Origin of the sequence: Actinotignum schaalii FB123-CNA-2, assembly GCF_000411135.1 — a bacterium.
GTDB classification, from domain to species: domain Bacteria; phylum Actinomycetota; class Actinomycetes; order Actinomycetales; family Actinomycetaceae; genus Actinotignum; species Actinotignum schaalii_A.
On sequence record NZ_KE150262.1, the window covers coordinates 403886 to 425715 of the forward strand.

The following is a 21830-nucleotide window of genomic DNA, read 5'->3' on the forward strand; positions in this document are numbered from 1 at the left end:
GGGTGGGCTGGATTTCCAGCTCACCCGGCCCCGTTGCGTGGCGTGCCACGCGGCTACGTTTCCGGTTTAGTTAGCGCAGTTCCTCGCCCGGGATCAGGTCCAGGTAGAGCGAGTTCTCGCGTTCAAAAACGACGGCGAGGTTATCCGCGAGCCACACCGCGTCAGAGTAACCGAATTCGCCCGGGCCCAGGGAGCGGAGCAGGCGTCCGGCGTCGTCAATAATAGCGCCGTTCTCCCGCGCGGTATCCGAATGCGGATGGATGAGGACGGTGCTATCTCCGCAGGTGATGAGCTTGGCGTTGCAACCCGGATCGGGGAAGTTCAGGGGCTGCGGTTCAGACCAGCTCAGGCCATCGCTCGAGCGTGCCACCACGCGCCCACCGCGACCCTGGAGGCGGATATTCGCGATGACCTCTCCCCCGCATACCTCGAGGGTGGTTTCGTCCAAGCCGGGGGTACCCACCGGGCGGATCGGCTCGGAAACCGCCACAATCTTGCCTGCACGCACATGCACCACGTAGATAACCGCCTCCCCGCCGCGGTTCGTCACGTATGGGAGAAGCGCGGTATCGCCCAGCAGCGGGGTGGAGCCGGAGGTGGCGAAAAGACCATCGCAACGCAGCTCACTATAGAGCTCATCGTCCACCCGAGTATGGCTCAGAGAATCGAGGCTGGTCCCCCAGGCGATCCAAGCTTCCAGCCGCGGGCCATCAAAGCGGGAGCCGAAATAGCCGATTTCTTCCGAGGCGGCGTAGGCCAGGGTGATGCCGGCATCGTTCCCGGCGGCGGTTGGCGCTGCGGCATCCGCGCCCGTAGCACTGGCTACCGGAGCGCCGGCCACACACGGATCCCCGCACACCGCAGGAGTTCCCGGAACCGGGAGCGGAGCAGAAAATTCAAGGTCCTGCGCGCGCAGCGGCGTGCCCGGCGCGGGGAGCTTGGCGGTGATATAGCAAATACGGTTGGGATTAGGCAGGTCGGCAGCCATTGCCCCACCCAGGTTTTCCCAGTCAAAATCCCCGCTCGGATGCGGGCGTTCATCGAAGAAGACGGTCAGCTGGTTATCGCGATGCAGCACGGCCGGGATGCGGAAATCACGGTCGGCGGTACGGGTGACGAGCGCGCGGGCCGAACGGCCAGCCGCGGCGCCAGCGCTGGGCGCGGTGGCCTGCGCACGATCATTGTGCGGGTCCTTATGTAGAGAAGTCATGGCACCATCCTATGTGGTTGTCAGACTTAATGCCGCGGCCCGGCGCTGGGGCGCCGCCGCTCACGTTTCCGCGGGATAACAGGGCTGGTGAGCGGTAGGCGCGGCGTCGTCGCCCTTCATTCACGGCAGACACGTGCCGGTGGTGCACACCACGTTTTGACAGGGCCGCCGCGCTGTGTAAAATCCTGTGTGCAGCAAGCGAGGCCGGGCGGTACCACCCGCGTTTCCAGCTGTTCGCGTACAGCAACGATACCGATTCTTGACCGTTACTAGAGCTTGCACTGAAGACTTTTCTTGTTTTACGCTAACGTTCAGCGGCCCATGACCGCGTGACACCCCCGGTGTTTCGTCCGGTACGACGACGCCACCCCCAACCCAACCTAACAGCAGCGCATATTTGCTTCGCGCATGCCAAGCGCTGGCTAATTCCTGACCGAATTTCCCCTGTGGGACCGAGTTGCGGAGGACGACGACTCTCATGACCACTCAACTGACTCACCTGACCCGGTGCACGCGTGAGGATATCCCCACCCTCGCCACCATCCGCCGCACCATCGAAGAAACTATGGCCGCCGCAGGTAACAGCCAGTGGCCCCTCGGCTCGCTGCCGGTGTGGAAAATCGCCGAGCAGGTAGACGCCGGCGAATTCTGGGCTTTGCGCGCGGCCGATGGCACTATCACCGCCGCCGTGCGGGCCCTGCATTCCGACCCGCTCATCTGGTTCGATGACAGGCCCGCCCTCTACCTCCACACCCTCATGGCCAATCCGGCCGTTGAGGCGAAGGGCGCCGGGCGGGCGATCCTGGCCGCGATGGCCCAGCTGGCAGTCACCTACGGCTACGACCGGGTGCGCCTGGATTGCGTGGGCCCGCTGCGCGGCTTCTACGCTCGCCAGGGATTTGAGGACACCGGCATGACCCATTCCGGCAACCACTCGGCGGATATGGATGCGCATCTGATGGAGCGCATCCTGCTGCCGGAGTTCACGCCGGTGGGTGAGTTTGGGGCTGTGGGGCAGTTTGGCCCAGAACTTGACGTGGCGGTGCCGGCGGCGTAGGTGGTGGCGCTATAGATAGCACCGCAGCGCTGTTGCATTCCGATTTAGAATCCAGGCGGGTGTGGCAGCGCGCGAAACTACGCTAAACTAGCCTTTTGCAGCCCGCGTGGGCGGCGCTGCTTGGAGAGTTGTCAGAGCGGCCGAATGAGACGGTCTTGAAAACCGTTGTGCGGCGACCCCGCACCAAGGGTTCGAATCCCTTACTCTCCGCATGTGATCTAGCTCTCAGTTCGAGAAATCGGCCTGAGGGCTTAGTTTTTGTTGAGCTGGCGCGGGAAAGTCGGGGAATGGTGGGGCTTGGAACGCTCCCCCGTAGCCACTCTTGACCGGTCTTTAGGGGTACTTATGGGTACTTCGGGGATACTTTTGGGGGTACAACCCAAGGGGTGGAGATTTGTACCCCCAAACCGGGGTACGCGACGAAAATAAAAGGGGCGATTTGAGGAACAGCGCCTCCGTTCGGGACTGCGAGATAGATTTACACGCTGATAGTATTGAGATGCCGGCGAAAAGAGGGTCAGGGATCCCCTTCCCCCACCGAGGGGATAGCTGGCTCCTACTTTTTACCCACCCCCGGCTACCCAATACTGGTAGCGAGCGGCTCAACATGGGTCAAGATGTTCTTCAATGTATGCCCCTGGGCGATGCTGCGGGGACATTTTCACGCGATGACGGCTCGGTATCGAGCGTGTCGAGCGCAAGTTTCTCGAACGGAAAGGCTTCTAACAATGAGAACAGACGAGGAACTACTTGCCGAAATTGAAAGCGATGCGGACATTGATCCCGAACGGCTTATCACGGATCCAGAGCGAGTAAAAATAGCTGCCGCACAAATTCGGATCAAAATCGCACAACGCGCACGTAATGAGGCAGTTCCACATGCCCGAAAATGTACGAATTAGCGGGCCAAACCCCAGCTTCTCCGGCAAGAACACATCCAATTCGCACCAAGTCTTGTTTCCACCACTCTCCGACGCGTCTTTAGCCTGCCTGTAGAGAAAGGCCCCGGTCATTTGTGCATTGCTAAAAGCTAGAGGCCTGACCGGGGGTCTATCACTAGTCAATCTACTTGGACAGCTGACGAACAGCAATGGGAGATGCACACACTTCAGCCTTTCCAACCTCCCCGCAGCGCATGGTCACGATACCGCGTGCGCAGCTCACCGCGATCTTGCCTCATCAGTGCTTCAATAGCCTTCGCCAGCTTCGCGGCGTCGTAATGCTTCTTGAACAGCGCCTTGGCATCGCGCTTGAACTGATGTGTACGGAAGACGCTAGTCAGCCTCATTGAGATCCGCCATCAGTTCAGCGACGCTACCAAACGAAGCGCCGGTGCGGGACTCAACTTCACCTCTCGCCACTACCCAACAATGACCGCAAACCCAGCCAGGCCAGATGTGAAACATAACGCACCTGGCCTCTAAATTTTGTTCTCGCCGAGCAACGATGTAAACTCTTATCTGTCGCAAAACGAGGCGGGTTAATCGCTCGCCTCCTCAATTTTTTATTGAGGAGCTTGCTGGTAGCCACCTCGTGACTGTGCGCTCGTAGCTCAGTGGATAGAGCATCTGACTACGGATCAGAAGGTCGGGGGTTCGAATCCCTTCGAGCGCGCGAAGCTCCTCCTCGGTGACTCAAATCCCGGTGGGGAGCAATTTCTTTTTCGACGCTCAAGCCCGAAGCCACCAAGCACCGCCACAAAACCAACCTAACGCGAATGCTTCAGGAACGCTGGCAAATTGACCGGGTTGAAACTGAAAACTCCCGGATGGTTAATATCCGCTTCCCAGGTCTGCGCCTTGCCCTCCGCGGTCCAGCTAATAAGTGCGGTAGTGGCTTTGCGCTCCACATGAAAATCGATCACGCTCTCCCACGGGTACCGCTGGAAACGCTCGCCGTCCGCCCGCGAAATATTCGACAGCCCCGACTTCCCCTCCGGATTGATCACGATAAACTCGGCATCGGTCACCACCAGCACCCGGATCACCGCCGCGTCGATTGCATTCCACAGGTTCGACACCAGGAGCTTGCCAATTCCGCCCAAGAAACTTCTATACTTACGCACCACCAGGTAGTTCGCGCCAGCCTCAATGCCGTGCTCGCGAAGAAACGCGAGAATATCTTCTTCCGTCACGCCCCGAATAACGCCCATGACCGTGCACCCTTCTCGCGACTACCGCGACGCCCGAGGCGACCCCTTTCCTCGCACCCTTGCGCGAAGTTTGTCACCTCGATAATTTGAGTTTATACCTTTTTACGACGACGCACACCCGCTTCACGCCTCCTTTTCGCACAGCACCGCCGATTCTCACTCAGCCCTACCCAGCCCCCCGCCAGCCATTCACTCAGCTCGCACTACTTGAACTTTGTCCCACCATATTCGCTTTAACTAACACCAAATTTCATTTAGGGTTAGAAGTATAAGTAATCACGACTCTGGATAGGACATCATGGCAAAGATGCGCAAGCTCGCCGTCGGAACACTATCCGCCCTCACGGTCCTGGGATGCGGAATCGTAGCCCCACTCGCCGTGGCGGACGTTCCCACAGCGGATAACCCCAGCCCGGCCATCGTTTCGGGCCTTGCAGTCGGTGATGGCAGCCTCATCACCCCGCAAGATAAGAACGGTAAAGACGCAAAATTCAGCGTAGGCATGCAACTGCGCGCCGCCGACGGCTCGGCTTCCAACAATTTCCCGATGCCGGGCGATCCGCAGCGCGATACAGGCAACCGCCTCAATTGCATGCGTAATAACCTCATCGACCTCACCAAGACCACCGAGCTCACCGCCCGCATCCAGGTGCGTAATAACACCGCATCTCCGCTCTACGGACTCAGCTACCAGGTCGGATGGATGGATGGCGACGCCGCATACAATACCTCCGGCGCCCCGGTAGACGCTTCAGGTTTCGTCGTCGATGGCCCCAAGCTCAAAGAAGCCATCACCGCCTCCGGCGTATCCACCAAGGTCACCATCTGGCTCATCCTCAAGGACAACACTCAAAAGACACTCGCCATGATGGCCGATGCGGACTGGGATAACGTCGCAACGGTGTGGCTCCGCGGCACTCTCCCGGCTTCTACCGGCCCGGATGATGTGATCACCCTGGACGTCCCGCTCAAGTTCAATCAGGATGTTGCCACGGTCAAGGGTTTGATGCCAGTGGCGTCGCTCAAGAACCACACCCTCACCCTCTCGGGAACCGACTATGGCGAAGCGATGTCGAAGAAGCCGCAGGGTTATATGCGGATTATCCGCTTCCGCGGTTTCACCCCGCTCACCGAGCTCGATAACGGCGGGGCGGCCAGCCAGCACGGCACCACCGGGAAGTTCGTGGCTGTGGAGAAGTCCGGCGCTGCCAATTACAACGATCTGTCCGGCCCCTTTACCCAGGTCCCCCTTGCTGTGCAGCAGGCCATGCCCACGGTCAAGCACCGGGATGTGGATGCCGCGAAGAAGGTCCCCTTTGCTGATGGTTTCAATCTGCAATACCAGACCACCTACACCAACGGGCTGCGGTCCCAGTGCTCCGGTTACGAGAGCATGATCTCGAAGATTTCAACGGCCGAGATTAACTCCTACGACGTTGACCTCATGCCGATTCGGGATGCGATCCGAGATAAGGGATACTCCGTTGGGGCAACCGCCACCGAGATTATGCCGGCGTACACCTATAGCATGTCCGCTCAACAGCCCAGTTTTGTGGACGCCCAGGGCGCTCCCATCGCGATGAACGAGGGCGCTTATGCCCCGCTCGCCGCGGAGCTCTCCAATGCGCACGTGCGCTTGGTCAAAGTTGTTGAGGCCAGCGATGTCACGATTCCGCAATACAGCGCCTATGATGCACGCGCCCAGTTGAGCACGATTCGCGGCCTCGCGGAGCAGGCAGCGCAGGCGGGCAACCTCGACCTGGCCACCCTCACAAGCGACCGCAATCCGCAGGCGCTCACCGATGCGAAGCAGGTCATCACCTACTCCACCGCGAATTACGATGCCCCGGACGGAACCGGCATTCCCACCCGCGTGATTATCGACGCGTCCCAGGTGGATACTGGCACGCCCGGCACCTACCCGGTCACCTACAAGCGCGCCGTGAAAACGCAGGACGCCGCGGGTACCTGGGTGGAAGATATTGTCTCGACTACCGCGCAGGTCACCGTGACCGCGGTGAACGCCGCTTATCAGCAGGCCTCCGCCTCGCGCGAGAATCTGGATCCGGTCACCGTGAACGTGGCCGCCCCGAGCTTCGCGGAGGCTAACGGTGCCGCGGTCACGCCCGCGCTCAACGCGAACGGTGCTTACGCGCTCAATGAAGGCACGACCCTGCCGAAGGGCTGGGATGTTGCGGTTAATCCGAACGACGGCGCACTTACCGTGACAATCGGGAAGGAGGCTGCCACCGGTACTCACGAGCTGCCGATCAAGGTGACTTTTGCCGATGGGAGCAGCACTGTTCTCAACGCGCAGGTGAGCTTCACCCAGAAGGCTGCAGCGCTCACCCCGGGAACACCGATTCCGCCGGAGCCCACGGTTGAACCTACTGTTGACCCGACCGTTGATCCAACCACCGATCCGACGGCAGATCCGACTGTTGCTCCAACGGTAGCGCCCACGGCTCAGCCGACAGATCCGGTTGCGCCCACAACCGCTCCGACCGCCGCGCCGACCGTTGCTCCGACAGCCGCACCGGCGGCCCCGAGCACCGCACCCACGGCCGAACCGACGGCTTCGAGCAAGCCCACCCGCGTTGTCAAGAAGAAGCTGACCGCCACCGGCGCGGAAAGTGCCTGGCTGCTTGCTGGCGCCCTCGCCCTGGTGGGAACCGGGCTGCTGGTACGGCGCCGGCATAGCTAAGTAACTCCCGGCTAAGCGCAGCACAGCACAGCCACGTGCAGCGCCTAGCTAAGCGCGGCACAGCGCCCAGCTAAGCAGCGCCTAGCCAACTAAAAACAGGTGTGGCCCGGAACCGCGAAGGTCTGGGCCACACCTGTTTCTTGGCGCACCGATATTTTAGGGGAAGGCTACCGCCCGCTAGCTGCGTCGTCGTACTAGATAGAAACCGCAGCGCGGGTGCGCGCGCCCTCGAGCTTCCCGCGCAAACCGTGCGGGGAAATCAACCAGACCACCAGGAACATGAGGCCCTGGGCCGTGACCACCGCGGCGCCGGAAGGCAGGTCGAGCCAGTAGGAAACGTACAGACCCACCAGCGCGCACACCGCCGCGAAAACCGGGGCGAATATGAGCATGACGCGGAAGCGATTGGTAACCAGGTAAGCCGTGGCTCCCGGCACGATCACCAGCGCGATAATGAGGATCGCGCCCACCGCCTGCATGGCTGTCACCACCGTGAGCGCCAGGCAGAAGAGCAAAATCGCGCCGAGCGTGCGGGCCCGGATGCCGATGGCTTGCAGGTGAGTAGGGTCGAAAGCGTAGGCGGTCAGATCGCGCCGCTTGAACAGCAGAATCGCGAGCGCGAGGGGGGCCAGGATGACCACCTGGATCATATCCGCGCGCGTGACGCCCAGCAGATCACCGAAGATGACGTGGTTGAGGTCCACATTGGAGGGGTTGAGTTTGATAAGGATCAACCCGACCGCGAAGAACAAAGTAAATACTGCTCCCATGGAGGCATCTTCTTTGACTCGCGAGGTGGAGCGCAGCAGGAAAATCAGCGCCACCGCGATGAGCGCGGCAATGACCGCCCCCAGGGAGAAGGGCATCCCGAGCACATAAGCGATAACCACGCCGGGCAGAATCGCGTGCGAGAGTGCGTCGCCCATGAGTGACCAGCCAATGAGCACCAGCCAGCAGCTGATGACCGCGCACACTATCGCCGCGGTGAGGGTGACCGTAGCCCCGCGCACCATAAAGGGGTGCGTCCACATTTCAACGAAAAGTTCGTACCACACTAGCGATTCTCCTTTGCCTTGCGCAGATGCGTGGCCGGGTCCGCGGCCGGGTCCGGTTCGTGGTGATCGGGGACGACGCCGAAAGCCTGCATGAGGTGCTCGGGCTTCATGGCTTCGGCCACCGGGCCGTGGAAAATAACACGGCGGTTGAGGAGGAGCACTTCGGAGCACAGTTGGGGCAGGCCGGCCAGGTCGTGGGTGGCGACCAGGATAGTTACCCCGGAAGCCGCCAGTTTCTGGAGCAGCGCAATAATCATGGTTTCCGACGGTTTATCCACCCCGGCGAAGGGCTCATCGAGGAGCATGAGCTGGGCGCCCTGGGCGATGGCGCGGGCAATAAATACGCGTTTGCGCTGCCCACCGGAAAGCGATCCGATCTGGCGCTCGGCGTAGGGGGTCATTTCTACCATGTCGAGGGCGTGGCGCACCGCCTCCCGATCTTCGGCGCGGGCGCGGCGGGTAGGGCCCATGAAGCCGTAGCGGCCCATGGTCACCACCTCGCGGACGCTCACCGGGAAAGCCCAGTCCACGCCTTCGTTTTGGGGAACGTAGCCGACCAGGCCGGCTTTGCGGGCCCGGGTGCCGCTCTGGCCGAGGATCGTAATATCCCCGCCGTGCCGCACCGATCCCATAATTGATTTCATGAGGGTGGATTTACCCGAGCCGTTTTGCCCCACGAGGGCGCAAATAACACCCGGGGTCAGCCCGAAGCTCACCGAGGTGAGGGCTTGCACCGAGCCGTAGCGCGCGTGAACACCGCTCACCTCCAGAGCGTATTTCGGAGATTCTATTGGTGTTGCCACCGTTCCTCCGCCTTTCTGCGATTGTGCGTAGGTGCGAGCTGCATATATTGCGAACATCGTTGCCGTGTTAGCAACGTTCACGTGAAAGCAGCGTTTATATGCGAGCGGCGTTTACTTGCCGGCTGGTTTCGTGGGTTCGCTCGCGGATTCGCCGGCCTTGCCGGTGAGCCCGCGGGTGATGAGATCGGCGTCGTACCGAAGCAAATCGAGGTAGGTGGGCACGGGACCGTCCGCCTCGGAAAGCGAGTCTACGTACAGTAAGCCGGCTACCGGAACACCGGTGTCTTCGGCAACGGACGCCATTTTGTCGTCCACGGTGGATTCGCAGAACAGCGCCCGCACCCCGGAGGTGCGCACGAAATTCTCAAGGTCGGCCTTGGCCTTGGGGGTTTGCGCGCCTTCGGCGTTGACTGCCCACAGGTACTTTTCTTGCAGGCCGTGATCGCGCGTGAGGTAGGAGAAAGCACCTTCGCAGCTCACCAGCGCGCGCTGGGATTCGGGAATGGTAGCCAGGGCTGCGTCCATATCTGCGGCGATGTTATCCAGCTGCTTCTTGTAATTTTCGCCGTTGGTGCGATAGGCCTGGGCATGATCGGGATCTACCTTAGAAAAAGCGGCGACCATATTATCCACGTAGAGTTTGCCGTTCTTCGGACTCATCCACGCGTGCGGATTCGGTTTGCCCTGGTAATCACCTTCCGCGATGGCGACCGGCTCAATTCCATCGGAGAGGTTAACGCGTTCGGCGGTGGAATTCTCTACGAATTTCTCAAACCATCGCTCCAGGCCCAGGCCGTTGTAGAGGATGATATCGGCGCCTTCTGCGCGCTTAATATCACCGGGCGAAGGCTGATAATCATGGATTTCTTCCCCCGGATTGGTGATCGAGGCGACCTCCATATGTTCGCCGGCGATATTCCGCGCCATATCTGCCAGTACCGTGAAGGTGGTGAGTACCTGCGGTTTCTCACTTCCTGCGTTTTTTCCTTGCGACGACGCAGTCCCGCAGGCCCCCACCAGGGCAAGCATGCTCACCAGCAGCGCGGCCAGGCCGGCCCGTACCGCACCCCGTTTATATCCCATTCCCATCACCATCCCCTTTCTGGCTTATACTGGGCGTTGAGGTCCTGAGTGGATACACCCGTGAGGAGGCCCAGCGCTCGTAAGTAAGGGTACCCTTACTTTTTGGTGACGGGGCTTAATCCTACGCGAGTTTAGCCCCTCGCGCGAGGGCGTCACTCCACAGCCGGGACTTTCTCCCCGGTTATTCGCCATATTTTTACTTAATATGATATCGCCCACCGCCCCGCCGAACGTGAACACCACATTTTGCTGTCGTAGGCCCCGGGTAGACTTCCCCCATGGATGAGATGGATGCTATCGGACGGGAAATTGACACCATCGCCGCTTCCCTCGGCGATATTCCGGAAGCCGAACCCGGTGAACCTGGCTACATCATTAATACCTGGGAACGCGTGGTCACCGCGTGCCGGGCAGGGATGCGGCCGGTGGCCTCCACGGAAGGGCTGCGCCTGGCCGTGGCGATCGGGCACAACCTAAAAACTGTGGAGCTTTCTCCGGCCCGCGACGGGGAGGGGCGTTCCTATCTCAATCTGCGCTGCGGGGTGGGCCGGGCGGATCTCATCGATGTGACCGGCTTGGCCGGCTGGGTTTTTGAGACCTTCTCTCTGGGGGATGTACGCATTGTCGGGGATGAGGTGGTCCTGCATCTGGCTTTGCGCATGGCCGGCTTGCCTTTTTCGCGGCTGACCAGCATGGTGAAGTTCCTCGTCGTCGCCGCTATTGACGCTACCGCGGTATTCGTGCGCGGTCTCGATAACGTTCCCCCCACAAAGGATGATCTTTTCGGGCCGGAGGCGGTGGCCGGCGCGGGGGATATTCTGGAGGATACGTTTTCCGCGCGCCCGGAAATGAATCCTTTTGTGGGTAATGCACCCGGAGATGCCGATCAGTTCACAGACCCGGCCGGGGTGGATACCCGTTTCGATGAACTCCTGGGCACGGCCGGGGTGTATCGCTGGAATGGTTTGGTTTCCGCGCTCGCTCCGTTACTCGGGCAGCGCGATGCGGCTCAGGCCGAATACGGTTTCGGGGCCACGCTCCGCGTGGATGGCTCTGAGGTTCCGGTGGTGATGCTACGTAATACCCTGGTCAGCGGGGCGGATAGCGCGGCGGTGACCTTGCGCCTGGGTGACGCTAGCGCCAATGCGGTGCGGGAGGCAGCCCGCCAGGCTGCGGCTCTTCCACTCGGCGGGGTGGTGGTACACGGCACAGATCTTTATTTCAGCCACGCTTTTGAGATCAGCGGGCAGCGGCCGGGGTGGATTGCCAGCCAAATTGAAGGTGCGGCGCGGTATTCGTTACTGCTCGGCCGCGGGTAGTTCCAGCACCGCTTCCCGGAGGCGTTCCCACAGGTCAGCTTCGGCGTCATAAGCTTCGGCAACGATAGATTCGGGGAAATAGGCGGTATCGCGTTCCAGCCCCAGCAGGCAGGGATAAAAACCGCCGCACTGGCGATAGGCCACCCAGGCAAGCGGCGCATGGGCCACCAGCCGGTCCCCGATAAGCACTCCGAGCCCGGAGGCGAGGGCCTGCCGGGAGCGCTGGCCGCGCAATTCGGGCAGCAGCGCGCAAATATCCCGTAAATTCCGGGGTAGTTCCCGGCCGCGCGGTACCAGTTTCTTCGCTTCTTCGCGTGCTTCGTGTAGATAATTCTCATCCCCGGGGGCGAGCCAACCGATGCTACCTTCCGGGTAATAATCGGGGTTATCGCATTCGCGCAGGGCTGGCAGTAGCGAGGCCTCCCAGCCCAGGTAGCGCCCGGTGGTGGCGGCGGCGATAAGTTCAAGGTAGGAACGCGAATCGGCAATAACACCATTATCCACGGCGGTGGCGGACCATAGCGTGAGCATCCAGGAATCTTTGGAGCGCCCAAATTGGGAGAGTTGCGATTGTTGCACCCAACCGTTGCGTTGCAGGCGGCTACGTGCAGCTACCGCTGCGCGGCGGGATGAGAAACGCAGGCGATTGATCCACATGCGCGGGGCGGTCAGGCGTGCCGCTTCGGCGACCATAGCAAGCAGGGCCCGATCCAAGGCGGAGGCATCCGCCTGGTTGTCACTCTCGGGGGCCAGATGTGCTCCATGCGCCATGGCTGCTGGTACCGTCCTTTGCTACTCGAGGGCCGCGGAAAAATCACGAGGATGCTCAGGGGCCGCCCGCGGGAAAGCACGGACGGGATGTTCTCTATTGTACGCGGCGCGCCCGGCCTGTGCCGCATTTTTCTGCCAACGTGGAATACTGGTGAGGTGGTATCACAGTTCACAACATGGGAGGAAGCCGCCGCGGCTTTGCGTGCTAGTTATGCGGGTGCGCGGGCGGATGAAACTCCGGCTTTACGTTTTGTCACTCACGGGGTGCCGGTAACAGCCTGGCCCGGGCAGTCAACCCGGCGCGATAGCCGCACCGTCGTTCATCTTGCGGCACCTGTACTCACCGGCGCGGAGCTGCGTAAGTACGCCGGCGCCGCCGCATCCGCGGCGTCTGGTGCCGTTGCCACTCAACCTGACAGGCAGGCAGGCACAGAGCCTGACACTCAGCATGGTGCCGCGCCCGCAGCTCAACCTGGGGCGCAGGCCTATGCGCAATCAGATTCGGTGCTTTCCCGCAATGCGGCGGCGGTGCTCGAGCATTTTGGTATTGACCCGACCGGCCCGGATCTTATCGCGGTGTTGCGCGCGGCGGATACGCTGCCAATTGGCGGAATTCGCTTGCTGGGGGGTCGTACCCATATTCATTACGCGGTGGCGCTGCCAGCCCCGGCTGCGCAGCTGACTGCCTGCGCGGCATTGGTGGCGGCGCAGGCCCGGGCGTTGAGCGGTGCGGATGCACTGTCGGAATCCGCTCGGGAAGGGGAGGCTGATGTCTAAGAAGTCTGGGCGTGACGAACGCGATGCCCGCGATGTGACTACAGCGGCGGGCCTGTATGAGGTACTTGTTGCTGATTATCATGCGCAGGCGCAGCCGGACGGGGTGCATTACCGTTTCGAGGTGGTGTGGCGTTCGGAGTCAGATAAGCAGGAGATGATCGCGAGTTACGCGAATGTTCCGGGGCTGGGGGATGTGCTCTACGTGGCGGCATCGCTGGTGGAGTCGCCGACGGAGGCCCGTACCCGCGATGTTTTGGAGCGGATCGGCGAGTTTTTGGATGGCGATGCGGTGATGTCCGGCGGGTACTTGCAGTTGCGGATTTGTTTGCCGATGGCGGGTCTCACGGTTGAGACGCTGCGGGCGCGTTTGCGTAATCTTGCCGGGGCCGCTACTTCTATTCGCCGGGAGTTTGCCGACGACGACGAAACCGGCACCCTGACCTTTGGCTACTGAGGCATAGTCCGGGACGGCCTGGGTGTACTTTAGCTGCGGGACTGCGCCTACCCGCCCGCGCTGAGCGGCACGCACCCGATTTAGCGGCGCGGGCGGGCCCGCTTGGTGGGGCTGGCGGTAGCGCCATCTTCCGGCCAGGGGTGGCGCGGGTAGCGGCCACGCATTTCCGCCCGCACTTGGGCGTAGGGGCCGGCCCAGAAGCTTGCGAGGTCGTCGGTGATGGCAACGGGCCGGGCGGCCGGGGAGAGGAGTTCGAGGGTGACGGGGATGCGCCCGCCGGCCAGGCGCGGGGTACGGGCCCAGCCGAAAGCTTCTTGGACGCGCAGGCGTACGGTGGGCCGGGCTCCCGCATAGCGGATGGTGCGTTGTTCCCCGGTGGGGATAGTAATGCTGGCGGGGGCGAGTTCATCAAGGTGGGTGGCTTCCGGCCAGGGCAGTAGGCGTTCAATATTTCCGGCCCCCAGGTTTCCCCAGCTGCCGCCCCGGGCGAGTGCGGCGAGTTCAGGCCCGGCTAGTTCCTCGATGCGCTGGCGGAGTGCGGATTCTTCCATATCGGGCCAGGGTTCACCGAGGACGGTGTGAAGGAAGGCGAGGCGTTCGCGCAGGGCTTGGGCTCCGGCGGTGAATTCGAGCGGGAGGGTTCCGCAGCTGGCCGCAGCGCTCACCCACGCGGTGGCGGCTGCGCGCGGGAGGCGCTCCACATCCCGGCCGCTGAGTTCGATGGCTCCTAGGAGGGTGGTTTGCCGGGCGCGTAGGCGGCCTTTTCGGTAGCTGATTGCGGTGCCGGTGGCGATGAGGCCGCGGCCGGCTTGGCGGGCGAGTTCTTCATCTGCGGGTACTGCGGCGCGGATGAGTGCATCCGCCCGGCCCTGGCTGGCGCTCACGTCGGCTACCGCGAGCCAGGGTGATCCGAGGAGCGGAGAGCCTTGCGGGAGTATTGCCCCGCTGCCGTTAGCCAGAAGGTAGCGCCCTGAGGTGCTATCCACCGCGCGGGCCAGCAAATCCGGATAAGCCCAGGCGGTCACGAGGGCGAGGGCATCATCATTACGAGCAGCCCGGCTGGGTTTCCCGAAGCTAGATGGACCGGTTTTACTCTGCTCACTACCGGTTGCCGCCGCATCACCCAGGGCGCGGCGGGCGAGTTTCTCGAGGCGCTGGGCTTGCCGGGCCCAGGCCGGTGAGACGGCGGTGGGCCACCGTGCCAGATCGGCCCCGGGGAGCCGGGGCGATTCCGCGAGCGCGGCCACGATCTGAGCTGCTGTGCCCGCCCCTAACCGCGGGGTAGTTTCCAGCAGGCTGCGGCCTAGCCGGGTGCTGACCGGGAGCGGGGCGAGGGTGCGGGCCAGGTCAGTGACCTGCCAGGCCCGCTCAGCACCGGCTGTATCATCCCCGGCACCGTGTTCTGCCACCACGCAACCGAGCGCGCTGAGGGTGCGCATACCGGCCGCCACGCCCGGCTGCGGGGGCTGATCGAGGAGGGCGAGCCCGCGCCCTTCCGGGGCACCCCACACGGCAGCTTGCAGCAGAAAATCGGTGAGATCAGCCGTGTAGATTTCCGGGGTGGAGCGTTCCGCGAGGCGGGCCCAGGTAGCTTCGCTCATGACCCGATAAACAGTTCCGGGGCCTAAACGCCCGGCGCGCCCGCCGCGTTGGATACCGGCGGCTTGGGATTCCAGCACCGTGACCAGCCCGCTGATGCCACTGGCGTAATCGGTGCGGGGTTCCCGGGAGAGCCCGCTATCCACCACGATCCGCACCCCGGGGACCGTCAGAGAAGACTCCGCGATAGCGGTGGTCACAATAATGCTGCGGGTTCCCGCAACTTCACGTAGTGCGGCATCCTGCTGGGCGCCGGTTAGGGAGCCGTGCAGGGGTGCCACCCGGGCGGGTAGATGGCCGAGCAAGCCCACCACGTACTCCACTTCCCGCACTCCGGGGAGGAAGACCAATATGTCACCGAGTTCCACTTCCCGGAAGGCCCGTTCCACCACCCGGGCCACGTGCGCCAGGAATTCCCGACGCACCCCGAGCGCGCCGTCCCGCGAAATTGTGCCGAGGGGTTCTTCCCCGCGCCCGGGTGGGGCGTACCGCAGGGTAAGAGGGTGGAGCACACCCGGAATATCCACGATCCGCGGGGATTCCCCAGGCGCCGCGGCCCCAGCTTCCAGCAACGCAGCGGTGCGCTGAGATTCCACGGTGGCGGACATGGCCACCAGCAAAAGATCGGGGCGGAATGCCGCGCGGGCTTCCAGGGCAAGGGCGAGGGCAAGATCGGCATCGAGGTGCCGTTCGTGCACTTCGTCGAAAATAAGCGCGCCGATACCGCGCAATTCCGGATCGCTTTGCAGGCGGCGCACCGCGATACCTGGGGTGATCATTTCGATGCGGGTTTCCCGGCTCACCTGGGAATCCCCGCGCACGCTATAGCCGGCGGTGGCGCCCACCGGTTCCCCGAAGATTTCGGCCAAGCGCCGCGCCGCAGCCCGCGCTGCCACCCGGCGCGGCTGAATCACGAGGACTCGCCCGGGCCGAGTACCGCCCGCATCGGTTCCTCCACGCATGCCTTCCGCGAGCGCGCGGGCCACGAGCGGCGGAATGAGCGTGGTTTTCCCGGTTCCCGGCGGCGCACTCACCACCGCGAGCGGCAGCGCTGCGCGCACCTCATCGAGGTGGGCTGCTACCGACAGCGCGGGCGGGGCAGCGAGCAGGCGAGCGCAGGGATCCGAGGTCATGCTCCCATTCTCCCACGGGCCTCCGACACAATTTTCACCCCGAACCGCGGCGCGGGCGAACGGCGCACCCCGCCCGCTGAGCGTAGGCGCACCACGCGCTTACCCCGCACGCGAGGTTTCCGTCAGATAGGCCAGCACCGCCCGCACCCGGCGATTTTCTTCCCCGGGTTGCATCCCCAGCTTGAGGAAAATATTCGCCACGTGTTTGGAGACGGTCGCCCCGGTGAGGTAGAGCTCGGCGGCAATCGCAGAATTGGCATAGCCCCGCGCCATGAGTTCCAGGATTTCACGTTCGCGGGAGGTAAGCTCCGTGAGAAGTGACGGCGTCGTCGCCATTAATTGGGCCGCAACATCCGGATCCACAACAACGCCACCCACCCCCACAATCTCCAGGGACCGCACGAAATCCGCCACCCGCGCCACGCGATCTTTGAGTAAATACCCCAGGCCTCCCGGCGCATCGTCCCCGCTTGCATCCGCGGTCGTAGTCGCGGGGGAACCGGAGGTACCGGCACCGGCTGCCGGGTGGAAGAGTTCGCGCGCGTAGGCCGGGGCGACGTATTGGGAGAGCACCATAATGCCCAGGGACGGGAATTCGCGGCGCAGCTCCACGGCGGCACGCAGGCCGTCGTCGCTCATGGTGGGTGGCATGCGTACATCGGTGATGACCAGGTCGGGGACCTCCCCGCGGGCGGTGGCCGCGCGCACCGTCTCGTTCAGTTCCGGTGCGGTGGCCGCGGTCGCCACAATCGTGTGCCCGCGCCGCTCCAGCAGCCCGCATAGCCCTTCGCGAAACAGTGCGGAATCATCCGCGACTACCAGACGCATCCGTCCCCTCCGTTCTCGGATTTTCGCTGAGCGCCGCCACCCCGGCCCCGCTCCCCCACTCCCCGCGATGCAGCAGCAGCGGGATGCGCGCGCAAATTTCCGTGGGCCCGCCCACCGGGCTGGAAATACGCAGACTACCGCCGAAAGTCGCGAGCCGCTCGCCGATCCCGCGCAGTCCACTACCCGGAATCACGCCGCCCGGGCCGGTATCGGTGATGCTGAGGTGGAGGTCATCGTCGGCGATGAGCAGCACGGTCACGGTCGCGGCGGGCGCGTGTTTAGCAACGTTCGTCAGCGCTTCGGCCACCGTGAAATAAGCGGCGGCGATCACGCCTTCGGGGATCTCGGGTAGCGGGCTCGGAACCCGCAGGGTGGCGGGCACCGGCGCGGAGACCACCAGATCGCGCACCGCCGCTTCCAACCCCAGGTCAGAGAGCACTTTCGGATGAATACCGGCCACCGTGCGGCGTAGCGAGGTGAGGGCCAGTTCCGCGCGGTCCTGCGCGGACGCCATGCGTTCGCGCGCAGCTTGAAGATCCGCCGAGCTCACCGCGCCGCTCGCGTCACCTTCCAGCAGAAACGCCGCCTCACCCACATCCATTGAGGTCGCGACCAGGTACTGCTGGGCGCCGTCGTGCAGGTCGCGTTCGATGCGGCGCCGTTCAATTTCAAAAGCCGCGGCAATGGAGCGTTGCGCGTGCACAACGTCGCGGTGATCGGATGGTTCCGCCATCCAGGTCGACGACGCCGGAGCCACGTCCGCGAGCGCCCGCCCGTTCCCGCGCCACACTATCCACCCGGCCCCGCCCAGGGCCAGCAGGCCGACCAGCCCGATGATGATCGGAATCGGGCTGAATCCGCCGAGCAGCGAGAGTACCGCCACCACCACGAATATCAGGGCGAAGGTGCCGAGGGCGCCCGCGAGCACCCCGCGCACCGTGGCGTGGCGTAGTTGCTGCGCCACCGCTCGGGTGTTATCCACGTGCATGGCGATGTCCACGCCCGTGGCGTGCTCACCGTGCCCGGTGCTCTGCGTTGTCATACCGCCATGGTAGCCGGCGCGGGCTCGCCCCCACGCGCGAATCCGGCAATGGTAGACCTAGCTCTACCATAAGTGTGGAGTACGAGCCCTGCCGTCACCGGCCAATCGGAAGTTGACTAGAGCCATGGATACAACACAGAATGTCGCCCCGGATTTGGTGGCGAATAATCTCACGAAGAATTTTGGGAACGTGGCGGCACTGCGCCGGGTATCATTGCGGATTCCCGGCGGGCAGTCGGTGGCGATTATGGGCCCGTCCGGTTCGGGTAAGTCCACGCTGCTGCACTGCCTGGCGGGGATTATTGCGCCCACCGCCGGCACGGTGCTGCTGGGCAACGAGCCGATTTCGGATATGTCCGATGGGCAGCGTTCGAAAATGCGCCTGGAGAATTTCGGTTTTGTTTTCCAGGATGGTCAGCTGGTTCCCGAACTGCCGGCCCGGGAAAATGTAGCGGTGCCGCTGCTGCTCCAGGGGAAGCCGCGGCGAGAGGCGCTGGCGGCGGCGGATATGTGGCTGGCGCGGCTCGGGGTGGAACCCGAACGCCACCGCCGCCCGGGGGAAATGTCCGGCGGGCAGCTCCAACGCGTAGCTATTGCGCGGGCCTTAGCGGGCCAACCTGCGGTGGTGTTTGCCGATGAACCGACCGGCGCCCTCGATCAGGCCACCGGCCACGAGGTCACCCAGATCCTCACCACCGCCGCGAAAATGAGCGGGGCCACCCTCATTATTGTGACCCATGACCCGAATGTGGCCGCCTGGTGCGAACGCCTCGTGGAAATTCGCGACGGCGTTATCCACGCCGATTCGGCTAACTCCACCACCGCGAACGGAGGCGAGCTGCAATGAGAGTCCTTTCTTTCGCACCCCGCCTCACCCTGGCCCGGTTGCGCGCCCGCACCGGTAATGCCTGGCTGGATATCCTCGCGGTCCTCAGCTTCACGCTGGCAGCCACCATGGCACTGACCATCGCCGGCGGCATTTTCATGTTCTATAACTGGAATTTCCACCCGAGCCCGGCCATGGCCGCCCACCTCGACGCCCTGAGCGAGACCCTGGGCGCCGGCCTCACGGAAATGTATCTCGGCCTGGCGCTTTTTGCCGGGGCGCTCCTGGTTATCCCCATTTCTTCCCTAGCTTCCGGGGCCGCCCGGCTGGGCGCGCAGGATCGTTCCCAGCGTCTGGCCTCCCTGCGCCTCGTTGGTACTACCCGCACCCAAACAATTGCGATCTCCCTGTGCGAAACGGTGGTGCAGTGGCTACTGGGCACCGCCTTGGGCACGGTGCTGTACCTGGTGACCCTACCGGGTTGGCGCGCGCTAAGTTTCCTCGGGCTGCCTATTAATCCGGCCCAGATGCTGCTGCCGGTTACCTTTATCGCCGCGGTTATTGCGCTACTTTTCGTGGTCACGCTGGTATCGGCACTGGGCGGGCTGATGCGGGTGTCGATTTCACCCCTGGGAGTGGCGCGCCGCGAAACTCCGCGTGCGCTGCGGGCTTGGCGCCTCGCGGTGTTCGCCGTCGCCGGAATAATGTACGTGCTGGTGGCTAATGCTCGTGGTGGTTCCACTCCCATCGTGCAAATCATGATGATGGCGGGCGTGCTGCTGGTCTTCCTTTTCGCGCTTTCGGTGGCGGCTTCCTTCATTGTTCAGGCGCTGGCCTATCCGCTCGTGCGCTCGCGCCACGCGTCGCTCCTCATGGCGGCGCGGCGGATTCTCAACGACCCGCGCGCGGTGTGGCGCAGTGTTTCCACTCTCGCACTGCTGTGTTTCATTGGTGGCTACACCTCCACACTTCCGGAACGGACCGGTTCAGATTCGGTGGCGATTCGCTTGGTGTCCGCAGATATTGGCACGGGCGTCATGGTGACTCTCGGTTTCGGTTTTGCGGTGGTGGCGCTGTCCAGTCTCACGAATCACGCTTCCCTCGTTTTTGAATCGGCGCAGCAGACGCAGTCCTTGCGTTTTCTCGGTTTCCCCACGGCGGTCTTCACGCGGATTCGGATCCTGCAAACCTTTATTCCCTTGGTAGTAACGACGGCGCTGACCACCGCGCTCGGGGTGGGTATGTCTCTTATGACGAATTACTCGTGGGGTGCCCGGATGGATAGCGCTGCTTTCACGAAACTCGGGATTATTACGGTCCTTGGTTTGGCCATGTGCCTGGCGAGCATTCTGGTGGTTACGCCGCTGGAAACTCGGGTGGTGCTGGCGCGCGGACGCGCGAATGATTAGGGAAGTGGAGGATGAATGATGCGGGGCTGGTGGGTGCATGATGAGGTGCCGGCACCCGAATGATTGAGAACCAATTCAGGAATTAAGCGTCGACGCCCCGGGTATAAAGACCCGCTGGCAGCCCGGGCACGGTGGCAGAATGGGTGATGTTCAGGTCACAATTCTCAGTGCGGAGGGCTCACTTCGCGGGAAGGATATTCCGATGTCAGAAATTCGTGCGGCTCAGCAGGAAACGCCGGCGGATGCGCCCCGCCCGCGCTGCCTCGTAGCTTTCTTCTCGCGTGCCGGCCTGAATTTCTGGGACGGAGAGGTGCGCAATCTCGAAATTGGGAATACCAAAGTACTGGCCGAAAAAATCGCGGCGCGTTTGGGTGCGGATACTTTTGAGATTGTCCCGGTTCATCCTTATCCTGCAGATCCGAATGAGGCACATGCCCAGTGCACCCGTGAACTTGCGGACGGCATTTTCCCGGAGCTTACGGCCCCGGCTCCGGCTGCACGTGGGTACGACGTCGTGCTTGTCGGTTTCCCCGTCTGGTGCGAGCAGGTCCCCCCGGTGGTGCAGACCTACCTGAAGTCCGCTGGACTCACGGACCAGCTGGTACTTCCCTTCACCACCTGGTCTGGCTCACCGAAGGTGGAAATCGAATCGACGTTCACGAACCTAGCTCCAGAGGCAACCACCGGCGTGCCCTTCTCCGTGCGCGGTGAGAATATCCACGAGGCAGCCACGGATAGCGCGCTGGAGGAATGGCTGGCCTCCGCGAATTTGATCTAGATCATTCCTAGTTCACGAAGAACGATAAGCGCCTGGTCCGGGTGGGTCCGCACAACCGCCCGGGCCTGTATTTTCTCCCATTCCGATTGTTTACTTTCCAGGACGCATTTCGTTTGAGGTTCGCACGAAACACCCAGTTCTGAAATAAGGAAAAGTAATACTTCTTCCAAACTGGGACGGAAACGTTTTCCACCGACCGGAAAATGGAGTTCCGATAACGTGGGCGTCCGGGAAGAATCAATAACTCTTTTTCGGGCACGCCGTGAGGTAGCTCCACCCTCTAGCATGACATGCGTCCATGCGTCACGATGCGCATGAATTTGCAGATGGGCCAGCGGAACATCTTTCGAGCGCGGGTTACGGTTGTAATCCCAGCGCACAAGCGGCTCACTGGTGGTTTTATTGAGGTGCAGCGCGAAGCTTGAGGTAACCGCGGAGGATACGACCACCCTTGCGGGGCGCACGAACATTAGTAATGTGAACAGCAAAGGATTCGTCGAATAGTCTCCCTGTAGCTGTTATATTCTCCGCAAAATCCGCAACTTCCTCATCAAGCGAGCCCGTCACGGCTTTCCTCCTCGAGATCATCGAGGAACAGTTCCTCACACCATTGGAGGGTTTCAAACTCATCACGGAACCCAGCTTCGCGCCGGTTGAGCGTATATTCAGCCATCCGTTCTTCAAACTCTTCGCGCGAAATCCTCAGTTCGGACAGAATGGCGTCCATGCGTGCGCGAATCTGCTCAAGACTTGTGTACGTGGGGCCATAGATGATCGACATAGCCACAGCCTAACCGAAGATCGCAGCCCTGCCCAGACCAATGTTTCGG

Annotated in this window: 21 protein-coding genes and 2 tRNA genes; 10 read left to right on the forward strand and 13 right to left on the reverse strand. The window is 62.6% G+C overall.

Annotated features, from left to right (window positions below; genetic code table 11):
• Positions 1-70: 70 nt before the first annotated feature.
• Positions 71-1210, reverse strand: a complete 1140-nt coding sequence (locus HMPREF9237_RS01625; RefSeq protein WP_016441976.1) for a sialidase family protein — start codon at positions 1208-1210, stop codon at positions 71-73.
• 478 nt (positions 1211-1688) lie between these two features.
• Here HMPREF9237_RS01625 and HMPREF9237_RS08770 point away from each other — a divergent pair, with 478 nt between their 5' ends.
• Together HMPREF9237_RS08770 and HMPREF9237_RS01635 are read left to right on the forward strand one after the other, a co-directional pair.
• The gene (locus HMPREF9237_RS08770; RefSeq protein WP_016441977.1) at positions 1689-2267 is read left to right on the forward strand and encodes a GNAT family N-acetyltransferase; all 579 of its coding nucleotides are present in this window, start codon (positions 1689-1691) and stop codon (positions 2265-2267) included.
• A 122-nt stretch (positions 2268-2389) separates the two neighbouring features.
• A tRNA-Ser gene (locus tag HMPREF9237_RS01635) sits at positions 2390-2477 on the forward strand.
• Positions 2478-3013: 536 nt separating this feature from the next.
• Here HMPREF9237_RS01635 and HMPREF9237_RS01640 read toward each other — a convergent pair.
• A complete protein-coding gene (locus HMPREF9237_RS01640; protein WP_016441978.1) occupies positions 3014-3280 on the reverse strand; it encodes a hypothetical protein in 267 nt (88 codons plus the stop codon).
• Positions 3281-3375: 95 nt separating this feature from the next.
• Entirely contained in the window at positions 3376-3555 is a 180-nt protein-coding gene (locus tag HMPREF9237_RS01645) for a type II toxin-antitoxin system YafQ family toxin (RefSeq protein ID WP_016441979.1), read from the reverse strand.
• A 253-nt stretch (positions 3556-3808) separates the two neighbouring features.
• On the opposite strand from HMPREF9237_RS01645, the gene HMPREF9237_RS01650 reads away from it, so the two are divergent.
• Positions 3809-3881: transfer RNA gene (locus tag HMPREF9237_RS01650), tRNA-Arg, on the forward strand.
• 94 nt (positions 3882-3975) lie between these two features.
• On the opposite strand, the gene HMPREF9237_RS01655 is transcribed toward HMPREF9237_RS01650, so the two are convergent.
• A complete protein-coding gene (locus HMPREF9237_RS01655) occupies positions 3976-4419 on the reverse strand; it encodes a hypothetical protein (RefSeq protein ID WP_016441980.1) in 444 nt (147 codons plus the stop codon).
• Between the two features lie 298 nt (positions 4420-4717).
• On the opposite strand from HMPREF9237_RS01655, the gene HMPREF9237_RS09565 reads away from it, so the two are divergent.
• Positions 4718-7123, forward strand: coding sequence for a YPDG domain-containing protein (locus HMPREF9237_RS09565; RefSeq protein ID WP_016441981.1), 2406 nt, complete (start codon positions 4718-4720; stop codon positions 7121-7123).
• A gap of 194 nt (positions 7124-7317) precedes the next feature.
• Here the strand turns inward: HMPREF9237_RS09565 and HMPREF9237_RS01665 are convergent, their stop codons facing one another.
• The 3 genes from HMPREF9237_RS01665 to HMPREF9237_RS01675 all read right to left on the reverse strand — a co-directional run bounded on the left by HMPREF9237_RS01665 (position 7318) and on the right by HMPREF9237_RS01675 (position 10070).
• Positions 7318-8154, reverse strand: coding sequence for a metal ABC transporter permease (locus tag HMPREF9237_RS01665; protein WP_039898504.1), 837 nt, complete (start codon positions 8152-8154; stop codon positions 7318-7320).
• 23 nt (positions 8155-8177) lie between these two features.
• The gene (locus HMPREF9237_RS01670; RefSeq protein ID WP_016441983.1) at positions 8178-8981 is read right to left on the reverse strand and encodes a metal ABC transporter ATP-binding protein; all 804 of its coding nucleotides are present in this window, start codon (positions 8979-8981) and stop codon (positions 8178-8180) included.
• Positions 8982-9092: 111 nt separating this feature from the next.
• Positions 9093-10070: a metal ABC transporter substrate-binding protein gene (locus HMPREF9237_RS01675; protein ID WP_016441984.1), complete on the reverse strand. Its 978-nt coding sequence runs from the start codon at positions 10068-10070 to the stop codon at positions 9093-9095.
• 272 nt (positions 10071-10342) lie between these two features.
• Between HMPREF9237_RS01675 and HMPREF9237_RS01680 the strand changes: the two genes are divergently transcribed.
• Entirely contained in the window at positions 10343-11383 is a 1041-nt protein-coding gene (locus HMPREF9237_RS01680) for a hypothetical protein (protein ID WP_155875769.1), read from the forward strand.
• Here HMPREF9237_RS01680 and HMPREF9237_RS01685 read toward each other — a convergent pair.
• The gene (locus tag HMPREF9237_RS01685) at positions 11363-12154 is read right to left on the reverse strand and encodes a hypothetical protein (protein ID WP_016441986.1); all 792 of its coding nucleotides are present in this window, start codon (positions 12152-12154) and stop codon (positions 11363-11365) included. The genes HMPREF9237_RS01680 and HMPREF9237_RS01685 overlap by 21 nt on opposite strands.
• A gap of 156 nt (positions 12155-12310) precedes the next feature.
• On the opposite strand from HMPREF9237_RS01685, the gene HMPREF9237_RS01690 reads away from it, so the two are divergent.
• The gene (locus HMPREF9237_RS01690; protein ID WP_155875770.1) at positions 12311-12931 is read left to right on the forward strand and encodes a hypothetical protein; all 621 of its coding nucleotides are present in this window, start codon (positions 12311-12313) and stop codon (positions 12929-12931) included.
• Complete coding sequence (locus HMPREF9237_RS01695; protein WP_016441988.1) at positions 12924-13385, forward strand: hypothetical protein; 462 nt, start codon at positions 12924-12926, stop codon at positions 13383-13385. The genes HMPREF9237_RS01690 and HMPREF9237_RS01695 overlap by 8 nt, the downstream gene beginning before the upstream one ends.
• Before the next feature lie 80 nt (positions 13386-13465).
• On the opposite strand, the gene hrpB is transcribed toward HMPREF9237_RS01695, so the two are convergent.
• From hrpB to HMPREF9237_RS01710, 3 genes are all read right to left on the reverse strand, one after another.
• Complete coding sequence (hrpB, locus tag HMPREF9237_RS01700) at positions 13466-16117, reverse strand: ATP-dependent helicase HrpB (protein WP_016441989.1); 2652 nt, start codon at positions 16115-16117, stop codon at positions 13466-13468.
• A gap of 99 nt (positions 16118-16216) precedes the next feature.
• Complete coding sequence (locus HMPREF9237_RS01705) at positions 16217-16945, reverse strand: response regulator transcription factor (protein ID WP_016441990.1); 729 nt, start codon at positions 16943-16945, stop codon at positions 16217-16219.
• The gene (locus HMPREF9237_RS01710; protein ID WP_016441991.1) at positions 16923-17987 is read right to left on the reverse strand and encodes a sensor histidine kinase; all 1065 of its coding nucleotides are present in this window, start codon (positions 17985-17987) and stop codon (positions 16923-16925) included. Before HMPREF9237_RS01710 ends, HMPREF9237_RS01705 begins: the two co-directional genes overlap by 23 nt.
• 124 nt (positions 17988-18111) lie before the next feature.
• Here HMPREF9237_RS01710 and HMPREF9237_RS01715 point away from each other — a divergent pair, with 124 nt between their 5' ends.
• The 3 genes from HMPREF9237_RS01715 (at position 18112) to HMPREF9237_RS01725 (ending at position 21000) form a co-directional block, all read left to right on the forward strand.
• Positions 18112-18834 (forward strand): ABC transporter ATP-binding protein, encoded by a 723-nt coding sequence (locus tag HMPREF9237_RS01715; RefSeq protein ID WP_016441992.1) that lies wholly within the window; start codon positions 18112-18114, stop codon positions 18832-18834.
• A complete protein-coding gene (locus HMPREF9237_RS01720; RefSeq protein WP_016441993.1) occupies positions 18831-20222 on the forward strand; it encodes a hypothetical protein in 1392 nt (463 codons plus the stop codon). The genes HMPREF9237_RS01715 and HMPREF9237_RS01720 overlap by 4 nt, the downstream gene beginning before the upstream one ends.
• Positions 20223-20424: 202 nt before the next feature.
• The gene (locus HMPREF9237_RS01725; RefSeq protein WP_196800221.1) at positions 20425-21000 is read left to right on the forward strand and encodes a flavodoxin; all 576 of its coding nucleotides are present in this window, start codon (positions 20425-20427) and stop codon (positions 20998-21000) included.
• On the opposite strand, the gene HMPREF9237_RS01730 is transcribed toward HMPREF9237_RS01725, so the two are convergent.
• Both HMPREF9237_RS01730 and HMPREF9237_RS01735 read right to left on the reverse strand, forming a co-directional pair.
• A complete protein-coding gene (locus HMPREF9237_RS01730; protein ID WP_016441995.1) occupies positions 20997-21470 on the reverse strand; it encodes a hypothetical protein in 474 nt (157 codons plus the stop codon). The two genes, HMPREF9237_RS01725 and HMPREF9237_RS01730, sit on opposite strands and share 4 nt — an antisense overlap.
• An 80-nt stretch (positions 21471-21550) precedes the next feature.
• On the reverse strand, positions 21551-21781 hold the full coding sequence (locus HMPREF9237_RS01735) for a hypothetical protein (RefSeq protein ID WP_016441996.1): 231 nt from the start codon (positions 21779-21781) through the stop codon (positions 21551-21553).
• Positions 21782-21830 lie beyond the last annotated feature (49 nt).

What these genes read in the sequence shown, in the direction of transcription:
- HMPREF9237_RS01680 (WP_155875769.1), top strand. Translation starts at nt 10,343, where the DNA reads ATGGATGAGATGGATGCTATCGGACGGGAAATTGACACCATCGCCGCT.
- HMPREF9237_RS01695 (WP_016441988.1), top strand. Translation starts at nt 12,924, where the DNA reads ATGTCTAAGAAGTCTGGGCGTGACGAACGCGATGCCCGCGATGTGACT.
- HMPREF9237_RS01645 (WP_016441979.1), bottom strand. Translation starts at nt 3,555, where the DNA reads ATGAGGCTGACTAGCGTCTTCCGTACACATCAGTTCAAGCGCGATGCC.
- HMPREF9237_RS09565 (WP_016441981.1), top strand. Translation starts at nt 4,718, where the DNA reads ATGGCAAAGATGCGCAAGCTCGCCGTCGGAACACTATCCGCCCTCACG.
- HMPREF9237_RS01730 (WP_016441995.1), bottom strand. Translation starts at nt 21,470, where the DNA reads ATGTTCGTGCGCCCCGCAAGGGTGGTCGTATCCTCCGCGGTTACCTCA.
- HMPREF9237_RS08770 (WP_016441977.1), top strand. Translation starts at nt 1,689, where the DNA reads ATGACCACTCAACTGACTCACCTGACCCGGTGCACGCGTGAGGATATC.
- HMPREF9237_RS01720 (WP_016441993.1), top strand. Translation starts at nt 18,831, where the DNA reads ATGAGAGTCCTTTCTTTCGCACCCCGCCTCACCCTGGCCCGGTTGCGC.
- HMPREF9237_RS01675 (WP_016441984.1), bottom strand. Translation starts at nt 10,070, where the DNA reads ATGGGAATGGGATATAAACGGGGTGCGGTACGGGCCGGCCTGGCCGCG.
- HMPREF9237_RS01625 (WP_016441976.1), bottom strand. Translation starts at nt 1,210, where the DNA reads ATGACTTCTCTACATAAGGACCCGCACAATGATCGTGCGCAGGCCACC.
- HMPREF9237_RS01710 (WP_016441991.1), bottom strand. Translation starts at nt 17,987, where the DNA reads ATGACAACGCAGAGCACCGGGCACGGTGAGCACGCCACGGGCGTGGAC.
- HMPREF9237_RS01685 (WP_016441986.1), bottom strand. Translation starts at nt 12,154, where the DNA reads ATGGCGCATGGAGCACATCTGGCCCCCGAGAGTGACAACCAGGCGGAT.
- HMPREF9237_RS01655 (WP_016441980.1), bottom strand. Translation starts at nt 4,419, where the DNA reads ATGGGCGTTATTCGGGGCGTGACGGAAGAAGATATTCTCGCGTTTCTT.
- HMPREF9237_RS01665 (WP_039898504.1), bottom strand. Translation starts at nt 8,154, where the DNA reads ATGTGGACGCACCCCTTTATGGTGCGCGGGGCTACGGTCACCCTCACC.
- HMPREF9237_RS01725 (WP_196800221.1), top strand. Translation starts at nt 20,425, where the DNA reads ATGTCAGAAATTCGTGCGGCTCAGCAGGAAACGCCGGCGGATGCGCCC.
- HMPREF9237_RS01715 (WP_016441992.1), top strand. Translation starts at nt 18,112, where the DNA reads ATGGATACAACACAGAATGTCGCCCCGGATTTGGTGGCGAATAATCTC.
- hrpB (WP_016441989.1), bottom strand. Translation starts at nt 16,117, where the DNA reads ATGACCTCGGATCCCTGCGCTCGCCTGCTCGCTGCCCCGCCCGCGCTG.
- HMPREF9237_RS01735 (WP_016441996.1), bottom strand. Translation starts at nt 21,781, where the DNA reads ATGTCGATCATCTATGGCCCCACGTACACAAGTCTTGAGCAGATTCGC.
- HMPREF9237_RS01640 (WP_016441978.1), bottom strand. Translation starts at nt 3,280, where the DNA reads ATGACCGGGGCCTTTCTCTACAGGCAGGCTAAAGACGCGTCGGAGAGT.
- HMPREF9237_RS01705 (WP_016441990.1), bottom strand. Translation starts at nt 16,945, where the DNA reads ATGCGTCTGGTAGTCGCGGATGATTCCGCACTGTTTCGCGAAGGGCTA.